General features: G+C 35.3%; 11 protein-coding genes. All 11 read left to right on the top strand.

Annotated features, from left to right (window positions below; genetic code table 11):
• The first annotated feature begins 152 nt into the window (after positions 1 to 152).
• The 11 genes from COC46_RS05040 to nagA all read left to right on the top strand — a co-directional run bounded on the left by COC46_RS05040 (position 153) and on the right by nagA (position 12,608).
• Positions 153 to 1,652 carry a malate:quinone oxidoreductase gene (locus COC46_RS05040; RefSeq protein ID WP_098808649.1) on the top strand — a complete coding sequence of 500 codons (1,500 nt, stop codon included), beginning with the start codon at positions 153 to 155 and terminating at the stop codon, positions 1,650 to 1,652.
• Positions 1,653 to 2,052: 400 nt separating this feature from the next.
• Positions 2,053 to 3,303: an ABC transporter substrate-binding protein gene (locus COC46_RS05045; RefSeq protein WP_098808650.1), complete on the top strand. Its 1,251-nt coding sequence runs from the start codon at positions 2,053 to 2,055 to the stop codon at positions 3,301 to 3,303.
• A 91-nt stretch (positions 3,304 to 3,394) separates the two neighbouring features.
• Positions 3,395 to 4,333 carry a carbohydrate ABC transporter permease gene (locus COC46_RS05050; protein WP_176545063.1) on the top strand — a complete coding sequence of 313 codons (939 nt, stop codon included), beginning with the start codon at positions 3,395 to 3,397 and terminating at the stop codon, positions 4,331 to 4,333.
• Between the two features lie 86 nt (positions 4,334 to 4,419).
• Positions 4,420 to 5,178 carry a carbohydrate ABC transporter permease gene (locus COC46_RS05055; RefSeq protein ID WP_098808699.1) on the top strand — a complete coding sequence of 253 codons (759 nt, stop codon included), beginning with the start codon at positions 4,420 to 4,422 and terminating at the stop codon, positions 5,176 to 5,178.
• 27 nt (positions 5,179 to 5,205) lie between these two features.
• Positions 5,206 to 6,465, top strand: a complete 1,260-nt coding sequence (locus tag COC46_RS05060) for a Gfo/Idh/MocA family protein (protein ID WP_098808652.1) — start codon at positions 5,206 to 5,208, stop codon at positions 6,463 to 6,465.
• A 102-nt stretch (positions 6,466 to 6,567) separates the two neighbouring features.
• Positions 6,568 to 7,287: a GntR family transcriptional regulator gene (locus tag COC46_RS05065; protein WP_098808653.1), complete on the top strand. Its 720-nt coding sequence runs from the start codon at positions 6,568 to 6,570 to the stop codon at positions 7,285 to 7,287.
• Between the two features lie 147 nt (positions 7,288 to 7,434).
• The gene (locus tag COC46_RS05070) at positions 7,435 to 8,646 is read left to right on the top strand and encodes an SIS domain-containing protein (protein ID WP_098808654.1); all 1,212 of its coding nucleotides are present in this window, start codon (positions 7,435 to 7,437) and stop codon (positions 8,644 to 8,646) included.
• Positions 8,643 to 9,494 carry a tagatose-bisphosphate aldolase subunit GatY gene (gene gatY, locus COC46_RS05075; RefSeq protein WP_098808655.1) on the top strand — a complete coding sequence of 284 codons (852 nt, stop codon included), beginning with the start codon at positions 8,643 to 8,645 and terminating at the stop codon, positions 9,492 to 9,494. The genes COC46_RS05070 and gatY overlap by 4 nt, the downstream gene beginning before the upstream one ends.
• A gap of 3 nt (positions 9,495 to 9,497) precedes the next feature.
• Positions 9,498 to 10,430: a 1-phosphofructokinase gene (gene pfkB / locus COC46_RS05080; RefSeq protein WP_098808656.1), complete on the top strand. Its 933-nt coding sequence runs from the start codon at positions 9,498 to 9,500 to the stop codon at positions 10,428 to 10,430.
• A gap of 3 nt (positions 10,431 to 10,433) precedes the next feature.
• Positions 10,434 to 11,366 carry an ROK family protein gene (locus tag COC46_RS05085; RefSeq protein WP_098808657.1) on the top strand — a complete coding sequence of 311 codons (933 nt, stop codon included), beginning with the start codon at positions 10,434 to 10,436 and terminating at the stop codon, positions 11,364 to 11,366.
• 90 nt (positions 11,367 to 11,456) lie between these two features.
• On the top strand, positions 11,457 to 12,608 hold the full coding sequence (gene nagA, locus COC46_RS05090) for an N-acetylglucosamine-6-phosphate deacetylase (RefSeq protein WP_098808658.1): 1,152 nt from the start codon (positions 11,457 to 11,459) through the stop codon (positions 12,606 to 12,608).
• The last annotated feature ends 148 nt before the right edge of the window (positions 12,609 to 12,756 follow it).

Here is a 12,756-nt window from a genome sequence, read left to right on the forward strand (position 1 = left end):
ACTATTATTAAAAAGTAGATTAAATGTGTTATACTATTAATAAGATATAATTGAGACAGAAAAGGTGTGTTCCTAGGTGGTGCCTTGCTTTTTGTGACACCTAAGCAGGAAAACCTACTTTTTTGCGAAAAAAGGGGAAAAGGAAGGTTATTATGAGCAACAGACAAACTAGAACAGACATTATCTTAATTGGTGCCGGAGTCATGAGCGCGACTTTGGGATCATTACTAAAAGAATTAGCACCGGAAATGGAAATTAAAGTATTTGAGAAATTAGAAAAAGCGGGAGAAGAAAGCTCGAATGAGTGGAATAATGCAGGTACGGGACATGCTGCATTATGTGAGCTTAACTATACATCCGAAAAATCTGATGGATCGATAGATATTAGTAAGGCAATTAAAATTAATGAACAATTTCAACTTTCAAGACAGTTTTGGTCATATCTTGTAAATAACAATCGCATTCGTAATCCACAAGAATTTATCATGCCAATTCCTCATATGAGTTTAGTGCAAGGTAAAGAAAATGTGGAATTTTTGAAAAAACGATTTGAAGCGCTTTCTAATAATCCTTTATTCAAAGGGATGGAGTATTCAGAGAACGCTGAAAAACTGAAGGAATGGATTCCGCTAATCATGGAAGGACGCACATCTAATGAACCAATAGCGGCAACAAAAATCGATTCAGGTACTGACGTAAACTTTGGAGCTTTAACACGTATGATGTTTGAGCACTTAGAAAGTAATAATGTAGAGATAAACTATAGACACAGTGTTGAGGATATTAAGCGCACTAGTGACGGCTCATGGGAAGTAAAAGTGTATAATATGAGCACTGGTAATATTGATTCTCACATTGCAAAATTCGTATTTATCGGAAGTGGAGGGGCTAGTCTACCTTTACTGCAAAAAACTGGTATCCCTGAGTCAAAACATATTGGCGGGTTCCCTGTAAGTGGACTATTTTTAGTATGTAACAACCCAGAAGTTGCGAAACAGCACCATGCGAAAGTATATGGAAAAGCTAAAGTTGGTGCACCACCAATGTCTGTTCCGCATCTTGATACAAGATATATTGATAACCAAAAATCACTATTATTTGGACCTTTTGCAGGATTTTCACCTAAGTTCTTAAAAACAGGTTCAAATATGGATCTGATTAGTTCTGTAAAACCAAATAACGTCATGACTATGTTAGCAGCAGGCGTAAAAGAAATGGCATTAACTAAATATTTAATCCAACAAGTCTTATTATCGAATGAAAAACGTATGGAAGAATTACGTGAGTTTATTCCAAATGCTAAGAGTGAGGATTGGGATATCGTAGTTGCTGGTCAACGTGTACAAGTTATTAAAGATACGGCAGCTGGAAAAGGAACTCTTCAATTTGGTACTGAGGTAGTTAGTGCAGCTGACGGTTCAATTGCGGCATTACTTGGAGCATCTCCAGGTGCTTCAACTGCTGTTCACGTCATGCTTGAAGTATTAGAAAAATGCTTCCCTGAGCACATGATGGAGTGGGCGCCAAAAATTAGAGAAATGATTCCTTCATTTGGATTATCTCTAGAAGAACACCCAGCCCTACTTGAAGAGCTTCAATCTTCAACTTCAAATACGCTTGGGTTAACTGAAAAAGAACTAGCTTATAATTAATTTAAATAATAAGGAACCTTTAATCGCTACTTGATTGAAGGTTCTTTTTAATTAAGATTAATAATAAGTGACCACTGATAATTAGGGCAAGATAACGCGTAGTATGATGAAACATGTCGATTTAATTTTTTGAAAATTTTAAAAAAAAGTGTTCAGCATTTAAAAAAGAGGTGATATACTATCTACAACTGGTAATGACATCATTACTAATTGGTTTCATTAAAGGGAAAAGAGGTGATAAAACTTTTTGTATAGGACAACTAAATTTTTATGTAAGCCTTTACAAATTAACTGGTAATAACATCATAACAACAAGGTGTAAAACTCCAAAAGATGTCTTTTGAAGGAACCTACTAGATTGAAAGACTATTAAACTTTTAAGAGAAAGAAGGGGAATGGGATGAAAAAATGGCTTATTATGCTATTAACCTTGGCTTTAGGCTTACTAGGGTTAGCTGGATGTGGTAGTAATAACACATCAGGGGATGCAAAAGATGGAAAAGTTGAAATTACCTATGGTTTTTGGGACAAGAAACAAGTGCCCGCGATTGATGAAATTATAAAATTATTTAATGAAAAGAACCCTAATATTAAAGTAAAAACGGAACTTACTCCATATGCTCAATACTTTCAAAAGCTTGAAACAGCTGCAACTGGTGGTGCCCTACCAGATGTTTTATGGATGAATGGTCCGCATGTAGTCCAATATGCAGAAGGTAAAGTAATTGTCCCACTTAGTGATTTAGCATCAAAAGATAACTATAGTCTAGACAATTATCCTAAGTCATTAATCGATCTTTATACAGTTGATGGAAAGCTTTATGGGGTCCCAAAAGACTTTGATACAACTGGACTTTGGTATAACAAAAAGATTTTTGATGAAGCAGGTATACCATATCCAGATGATACTTGGGATTGGAATAAGTTAAAAGAGGTAGCAAAGAAGCTTACAAATAAAGAAAACGGAGTTTATGGCTTTGCGGCTTTAATGGGTAATCAAGGTGGATACTATGACTTCATTTGGCAAAATGGTGGACATATTATTTCCGATGATGGCAAGTCGGTCGGATTTGATCAGCCTGAGGCAATTGAGGCACTTAAATATAACATTAGTTTTATAAAAGAAGGGCTGTCTCCAACACAAGCTCAAATGACGGAAACAGCACCATCAGAGTTATTCGCTTCTGGAAAAATTGCAATGATGTTTGATGGACCTTGGATGGTACCTGAATATAAGAAAAATCCAGATTTAAATGTAGCTGTCGTACCTAAAGGAAAACAGCGTGCAGTTTCTATACATGGATTAGCAAACGTTATTGCGGCAAATACGAAGCATAAAGAAGCTGCTTGGAAATTTGTTCAGTTCCTAGGTTCTAAAGAAGCAGCGGAGGTATATGCAAAAACAGGTACAGTAATCCCTGCTTATAATGGAACACAAGATGCTTGGTTAAAATCCGTTCCAAATTTGAATCTGCAAGCATTTATTGATGGAGTTAACTATTCAGTTCCATTACCTAGTGTGAAAAATACAGGAGAAATCTGGCAGTATGAAACAGATATCTTGAAAAAAGCTTGGAGTAATGAAGAAAGTGTTGAAGATGCTGTTAAGGAATTATCAAAAAAAGCAGACGAGGCACTATCTAAGAACTAGAAAAAATGAAGAGAAGAAGTACTCAGGAAATGGCTAAAGTAATTACTTCTTCTCTTTATTTTCCTTAAAAGGAGTGAATACAGTGAAGGAAATGCCTCTACAAGTTGAAGTGAAATCAAAAAGTAAATTAAAAGTACCAAGCTTAACGAAGACAAGAAAACGATCGGATTACTTTTGGGCTTATCTTATGATTGCTCCAACAATGATTGGTTTAACAATATTCTACTTGTGGCCAATCATTCAAACGATTTACTTCAGTTTCACTGAATGGGGAGCATTTGGACAATATGAGTGGACGGGTTTAGATAATTATAAACGAATGCTTGGGGATTCTAATCTTTTACAGTCATTTAAAAATACGGGAATTTATATTATTTTTACAGTTCCGATCGGTATTTTTTTATCAATTCTTATAGCAGTTCTCTTAAACCAAAAAATTAAGGGCAAATCTGTTTATCGAACATTATATTTTTTACCTGTTATTACCATGCCAGCAGCAATCGCCATGGTTTGGAGATGGCTATATAATTCTGACTATGGGCTTCTAAATTATCTTTTATCTATTTTTGGAATTAAAGGTCCACAATGGGTAAGTGATCCGAAAATAGCATTGTATTCAATAATTGTTGTAGCAATTTGGAGTGGACTTGGTTATAACATGGTTATTTTTCTTTCTGGACTTCAAGGGATTCCAAGAACGTATTACGAAGCAGCGGAGATAGATGGTGCTGGGCCAGTCAAGGTCTTCTTTAAAATAACACTGCCGTTACTTTCCCCAGTTATATTCTTCGTAACAATCATGTCCTTTATTGGGGCATTCCAAGTATTTGATTTAATTTTCATGATGATAGGGAAGAGCAGTACAGCCTTAGAAAATACTCAATCGATCGTGTATTTATTTTACCAGCATGCATTCGTATTAAATGATAAAGGTTATGCTGCCGCAATTGCAGTTTTGTTGTTAGTTATTATTTTAATCATTACAGCACTTCAAATGGTTTTACAAAAGAAATGGGTTCATTATGATTGAAGGAGGAGAAACCATTGGAGAAAGCAAGTCAGATTACAAGTAAAACATTTCTTATTCATTTCATTCTAATTGTCGGCTCCTTGGCGATGATCTTCCCTTTTATATGGATGTTACTAACTTCATTAAAAACTTATGCCGAGTCGATTCATGTTCCACCTGTTATTGTTCCAAAGAATCTTCAATGGGTGAATTATAAAGATGTTTTTGACCTATTACCATTTTTAAAATTTATGTTTAATACGCTAATCATTACGGTAATTCGTACCGTTGGACAATTATTATTATGTTCTTTAGCTGCCTATGCTTTTGCTAGAATTGAATTTCCAGGAAGAAATATTCTTTTTTTAATAGCCTTATCGGTTTTAATGGTACCTGGGCAAGTCTTCTTATTACCCCAGTATATGATTATGGTGAAATTGGGCTGGTTAAACACATTACAGGCAGTAGTAGTTCCTGGGTTATTTAGCGCATTTGGTACATTCTTATTAAGACAATTTTTTATGGGGCTACCAAAGGAACTAGAGGAAGCAGCTAGATTAGATGGTTGTAATCATTTTCAAATTTATTGGAAAGTCATGCTTCCATTAGCAAAGCCGGGTTTAGTTGCTTTAGGTATATTTACAACTCTATGGAGTTGGAATGAATTAATGTGGCCAATGATTGTTAATAGCTCGCCAGATTCAATGACATTATCGGTTGGCTTATCATCATTACAAGGTCAATACCTAACGAATTATCCAGTTTTAATGGCAGGGTCATTTTTAGCAATTTTACCAATGCTTATTTTATTTATCATTTTGCAAAAACAATTTATTGAGGGAATTGCAATTACAGGAAGTAAATAAAAACTTTACAAGGGTTGGAGGAAACTGATTATGAAAGCAGCATTAATAGGGGCAGGAAGTAGAGGATTTTATGCATACGGATCTTACGGGCTACAGTATCCACATGAAGTACAATTTATTGCCGTAGCTGAACCAAATAAAGAAAAAAGAGAAAAATTTGCTGAAGCTCATAATATACCTGAAAACATGAGATTTGAAGATTGGACTGAGTTGCTAGAAAAAGAGAAACTATGTGATGCACTCTTAATTTGTAGTCCAGACCGTGACCATTATAAGCCCGTTATGAAGGCAATTGAAAAAGGATATAGCATTTTGTTAGAAAAACCGATGTCACCAAATCCTATTGAGACATTAGAAATAGCTGAAGCGGCAAAAAGACATAATACATTATTAACAGTTTGTCACGTTATGAGGTATGCACCATTTTATCAAGCATTAAAAGAAGTAGTTGACCGAATCGGCGACATCGTATCAATTCAATGGAATGAAAATGTAGGGTATTTTCACCAAGCTCATAGCTTTGTACGTGGTAATTGGCGAAATTCAGCTGAGTCAAGCTCAATGCTTTTGCAAAAAAGCTGTCATGACATGGATATGCTTGCATGGCTCATTGGTACGGAGTGTAAGAGCGTATCTTCATACGGAAGTTTATCTTACTTTAAAAAGGAAAATGCACCAGAAGGTTCAACACATCGTTGTTTAGATGGTTGCAAGGTTGAAAAGGAATGTCCTTATTCAGCAGCTAAATGGTACTTACATGAGCGTGATGTATGGCCAGCAAATGTTATTTCAGCAAGTTGTAGTCTTGAAAGTAGACTAAAGGCTATTCAGGAAGGTCCATATGGTCGCTGTGTATATCATTGTGACAATGATGTAGTTGACCATCAAGTAGTTAATTTATTATTTGAAAACGATGTAACAGTTGCATTCACAATGACAGCCTTTACAAACGAAACCTTCCGTAACTTTAAAATTATGGGAACAAAAGGCGAAATAATAGGAAACGATACTAAAAATGAAATTGAAATTAATTATTTTTCAGGTAAAAAGGAATTAATTAAACCTTCAACAGTAGATGGTGGCCATATGGGAGCTGATACAAGCATAATGGCTGATTTTATACAATGTGTAAATAAGAAGGATAAAGGAAGCTTAACATCAGCTATTGTATCTGCTAAAAGTCATATGATCGCTTATGCCGCGGAGGAATCAAGAGTTTCAGGAGCAATGGTTTCAATCAGCGATTATATAAAGAATTTAAAAATGACAAAAGAGGGAGTTTCGTAAAAAAATTCTGTTGCGACATAATGTGGTAACCTTTTCAATATTATGTATAATATATTTATATTAAACTGGTTATGACAAAGATACCACCTAAAGGAGCTAATCATGGTAGAAAAGGATTCCCGACTTCCTCTTTATTATCAATTAATGGATATTTTATTAGAAAAAATTGAATCAGGTGAGCTTGCTGAAAACGATCAGCTCCCATCTGAACGAGAACTATGCGATACGTATCAAGTTAGTCGAACAACGGTAAGACAGACGATGCAGGAACTTGAAAAACAAGGTTATATTTATAAAGTTCATGGTAAAGGGACATATGTTTCAGCAAGAACGTATAACCAAAGTCTTGTAAAATTTTATAGTTTTACAGAAGAAATGAAAAAAGCAGGTAAAATCCCAACTACAACGGTCGTTTCTTTTGAAAAAATCTACTGTAATAGTAAAGTAGCAAAGGTTATGGAAATCCCTGTGGAAGAAGAGGTATTTGAGATTGTTCGGTTAAGGCTCGCAGATGAGGAACCAATGTTATATGAAACATCTTATGTACCAGTAAAGGATTTTGAAAATCTTTCCAGCGAAGAATTACAACACACGCCGATGTATGAAATCTTCAAAACCCAGTACAATGTGAATATTTCTAGCGCTTTAGAAAGTTTTATGGCCGTTAGTGCAAATAAATTGGAAGCAGAAATGTTGAACATAAACGAAGGCGCACCATGTCTAATGCTTAAACGTGTTACTTATGATCAAAGTAAAGTAATTGAGTATACAATTTCAATTGCAAGAGGAGATAAATTTACTTATACAGTAGAGTTGAAATAGATTTTTTAGACTGCTAGCCAAACATCTCAATCAGTCTAAAAATCAGGTTTTTAGGGTTTTATCTACAAAATGAAATAGATACATCAGGTATCTATTTCAATTCTAACTGGTAATGATGACATTAACAGTTAATTAGGAGGAAATGGTATGGAACTATTAAAATCAAATGAATATGAAAGAATGAATGTTGGCGCTAGCCACACTGCAAAAGAAATAGCTCAGCAACCTAGACTATGGAATGAAACGAAAGATATCCTTTTATTTAATAGAGATCGAATTCTTACATTTTTAAAGAGCATTGAAAATAAACACGAGCAGTTACGAATCATTTTAACTGGTGCAGGTACATCTGCATTTGTTGGTGATACGGTCCTTCCTCATTTAAAACAAATCATTAGTAACAAAAAAATAGTAGTAGAAAGTATTGCTACGACAAATATTGTTTCAAATCCGTACTCTTATTTAAACAAGAACCTTCCAACAATTATGATTTCATTTGCTCGTTCAGGAAACAGTCCAGAAAGTTTAGCCGCTGTTCATTTAGGCGAACAAATCATTGATGATTTTTATGGGGTCATTTTTACATGTAACCAAGATGGACTATTGGCTCTAAAGAAAAAAAATGATACAAATCATTTAGTCATCTATATGCCTGAAGAAGCAAATGATCAAGGATTTGCAATGACGAGTAGCTTTACGACTATGCTGCTCTCGGCACTATTGTTTTTCAATATAGAACAAATTCATAAATGGGAGAAAAAACTGGATGAACTTATTCACGCTGGTCATTCGATTATAAATGGAAGTGAGCAAAGTATTAAACAACTGGCAAGTTCGCCTTTTCAAAAAGTTGTTTACTTAGGCTCAGGAGTTTTTGAAGGGTTAGCAAGAGAGGCCTCACTAAAGTTATTAGAGTTAACAGGAGGAACAATTCCTTCTACTTTTGATACCTCGCTAGGCTTTAGACATGGTCCTAAGTCCATTTTAGATAAAGATACCATCGTATTTGTATTTTTATCCTGTAACCCTTACACAAGGCAGTACGACATTGACATTTTAGAAGAGATTTATAAAGAAACAAATCGTGGGAAAGTAGTGGCGATTTCATCTTTAAAGGATCAAGTGGCTGAGGAGTATAGTGATTATTTCTATCATGTAGATCTTCCAAAAATTAGCGATGATATTTTTCTAACCTTTCCTTTTATCTTATATGCACAAACTTTTGCAATGTATAAATCTATTAATCTTGGCTTTTCTCCAGATAACCCATCTCCTTTAGGAGTAGTTAACAGGGTTGTCAAAGGAGTTACAATCCATTCTTTTACGAATGAGTTGAAAAACGGAGGAGATTTATCATGATAACTTCAAGAAGTTCAATTCTCTTAGATGCACAATCTAAAGGTTATGCAGTTCCCGCATTTAATATCCATAACCTAGAAACGATGAAGACAGTTTTAGAAACGGCCCAAGAATTACGTTCTCCAGTAATGATTGCAGCTACACCAAGCACGGTGAGTTATATGGGGAAAGAATTTTTAATTGGTATGATGGAGGCTTCAAAAAAAAGTTATGATATTCCAATCTGTTTTCACTTAGATCATCATGAAAATTTAGTAGATATTCGAGCTTTAATTAAAAACGGAATTCCTTCAGTTATGATTGATGCTTCTCATTATGATTTTGAGGAAAATATTCGAATCGTTCGTGAAGTTGTCGAGTATGCTTCCTCATTTGGAGTGAGCGTGGAGGCAGAACTTGGTCGACTAAGTGGAATTGAAGATGACCTAGAAGTAGATGAAAAGGATCAAATTTATACAAATCCAGCACAAGCTAAAGAGTTTGTTTCTAGAACAGGAATTGATTCATTAGCTGTTGCCATTGGAACGGCCCACGGTCTATATAAAGGAGAGCCTAAATTAGATATTGAACGATTAGCAGCGATCCAAAGAGAGGTCGATATCCCACTCGTTCTTCACGGAGCTTCAGGTTTATCAGATGAATTAGTTCAAAAAACAATTAAAAGTGGAATATGCAAAGTAAATATTGCTACCGAATTAAAAATGGCTTTTGTTAAAGGATTACGTAGGTACTTAAAAGAAAACCCAGATGCTAATGACCCTAGATATTATTTTAAAGATGCAGTAAGAGAAATGAAATTAGTAGTAGCTGATAAAATTAAAATGTGCGGTAGCATGAATCGGGGTTAAGAAATGATTGCTACAATTACATTAAACCCGGCTATTGATATACGGTATAGTCTACCTACTCTTTATTTAGATGAAGTTAATCGCGTTTCCTCCGTAGATAAAACTGCCGGTGGAAAAGGACTAAATGTTTCTCGCGTATTATCGCAACTAGGAGCTATTGTTACTTGCACTGGTTTCTTGGGAGGGAAAAGTGGTGAGTGGATAGCTGAACAGCTTCTTAATAGTAATTTAACTAATCACTTTGTAAAAATAAAAGGTGAGACTAGATTTTGTCTAGCAGTCAAATCAAAAGAAGGTCATACAGAAATTCTTGAACAAGGGCCCGAGATATTGGAGAATGAAAGAGAAGAATTTTTGAAAAATTTCGATACTATTCTAGATTCAAACAACTATATTGTCGCTTCTGGAAGTTTACCAAATGGGGTTGAATCCGATTTATATAGGCATCTAATCGAAAAAACAAATCTAAGGGGAAAGTATTTCCTTTTAGATTCAAGTGGGCAGTCTTTAGCACACAGTATAAAAGGAAAGCCCTTTCTAATCAAGCCAAATAAAGAGGAGTTTTGTAAGTTAATTGGATTAGACGAAATATCATTAGAGGATATGATTAAGTACGCCCAAGATATATGTCAGAAGGGCATTGAATACGTTTTACTTTCTTTAGGAAAAGAAGGTGCCTTATTAATAAGTAAAAATAAAATACTCCAGGCAATTATTCCGACTTTGACAGCAGTGAACCAGGTTGGATCAGGGGATAGCATGCTTGCGGGATTTACTTTTGCTCATTCGAAAGGTTATTCAATTGAAGAGGTATTCAAGTGGTCATGTGCCTGCGGTATGTCAAACGCTGCCACAGAACAGACTGGATCAATCGAGTTATCTCAGGTTCAATATTACTTTAATCTCATTAAGGTGAGGCAATTAGCAGGGGGTTAACAGGTGGAAAATATAGTTTGTTTTGACATTGGCGGTACATTTATCAAATACGGACTAATAAATCGGAGTGGACAGCTGGTCTTCAAAGATAAAGTACCTACTCCAAAGAGTGATATACAAAAGCTACTTCCTGAAGTTCTAGTTGAGAAAATAAAAGGGCTTCAAAGAGATTTTTTAATAGCGGGAATCGGAATCTCCTCTTGTGGTCTTGTAAATCATGAAACAGGCGAAATTTTATTTTCTAATAATATACCTGGTTACTCAGGAATGATGCTGGGCGATATACTCTTCAATTTATTTAACATACCGGTTAGCGTTGAAAATGATGTGAAAAGTGCTTGTATAGGTGAAATGTGGAAGGGTGCGATTCAAGGGAAGAAAAATGTAGTTTTTTTAACATTAGGAACCGGAATTGGAAGCACCATTATTATAGATGGTAACATCGTGAACGGGTCTCGTCATTTAGCTGGAGAACTAGGGCATACCGTGATTGTTAATAATGGACGTTCTTGCGGATGCGGTCGTAGAGGTTGCTTTGAAAGATACGCTGCAACTTCAGCTTTAGTGAACGATTTTATTCATGAAAAGAAAAGAAATGGCGAAGTTGTAGAAAAAATCTCTGGGGAAGAGATTTTAGCTCTAGTAAAAGAAGGAGATTCAATCGCAACAGCTGTATATAAAAAATTTATCCAATATATTAGCGTTGGTCTATCCAATATAGTGCATCTACTAAATCCAGAGGCAATAATAATTGGTGGAGGAATTGCTGAGCAGGAAGATGGGTTTATTCAGGATATAAACTGTGAGATTAATAAGGAAATCATGTCAATTTATCATCAAGAACCAATCGTACTCCCATCAATTCTAGGGAATGATGCTGGGTTGTATGGGGCATGTTATCTATCTTTAAAACAATTAAATGACTTACAGGTATAAGTTGTAAAGCTGACGGGGCGGCATCCTAGTAGGTGTTGCCTATTGTTTTTCTAAAGAAATATTCCTGCAAACAAATGAGGGGGAAGCATGATGAAGGCAATTAAGATAGAAAAAGTTTACACACCGGATAAAGTAATTGAAGCTGGTTATATACTGATTGAATACGGAAAAATAAATGAGATAACAACGAACAGACCCTCCTGTGAAATTTTGGACTTTTCAAGCTTAGTAGCCATTCCAGGTATGATTGATCTGCATGTTCATGGACTTGCGGGGAATGACACGATGGATGGGAAAATCCATTCATTGCAAGAGATGTCCATGTCGCTTGCACGCCATGGCGTTACTGGATTTTTACCAACAACATTGACTCATGATTTCGAAAAAATAAAAAAAGCTGTAACGATTGTAAGCGAATCGATTGGAAAGACGAGAGGAGCAGAAATTATTGGCTCATATGTCGAAGGTCCATACATTACAACAGAGCATCGCGGGGCACACCCGATTAAATATATTCGTGAACTAAATATGGATGAATTAATTGAGCTTATAAAAGTGTCCAATCATACGATTAAAGTAATCACAATAGCTCCTGAAAAAGAGCTTGCAGAGGAAGCTATTAAGCTTTTAACAGGAAAGGGAATTCACGTATCAATGGGACATACGAATGCAGACTATGATACAACGAATAATGCAATTGAACACGGGGCAAGGATTTCTGTTCACACTTTCAATGGTATGAGAGGATTCAATCATCGTGATCCAGGATGTCTTGGTGCTGTTCTAACGAACGATCAGTGTTACTGCGAATGTATAGCCGACTTACAGCATGTCCATCCTGGAGCGATCAAACTACTTTATAGAACCAAGGGGAATGATCGAATGATATTAATAAGCGATTCAATGGCTGCTGCTGATTTACCAGATGGATCCTATACTCTAGGTGCATTAGAAGTTAAAGTGGAAAATAAAATTGCCCGAACGGTAGAAACTGGTTCGTTAGCAGGTAGTACGACTAATTTGATGGAGTGTTTAAAAAATATAAAAGAAGTTTTAGACATACCTTTAGAAAAAATAGTACCGATGGTCAGTCTCAACCAAGCAAGATTGCTTAATATTGACAATGAAGTTGGAAGCATAGAGTGTGGAAAAAAAGCGAATATCGTCTTAATTGATCGCGAATTTAATGTTCACGCTACAATTGTTAATGGAGAATTTGTATATAGGAATGAGCATAAATAATAATTGAACATTTGGATTAAAGATGAAGTTTTAAAGAAGTAACTGATAGAAGTATATACAAAAGAAAATCATAAATAATAATGATGACCTTACTAAGTGATTCAAACATCATTTTTGGTAGGTCATTTTATTTTTAAGGTAAGAAGTT

It is taken from the genome of Bacillus sp. AFS041924, assembly GCF_002577195.1.
In the GTDB taxonomy this organism is placed as follows: domain Bacteria; phylum Bacillota; class Bacilli; order Bacillales; family Bacillaceae_G; genus Gottfriedia.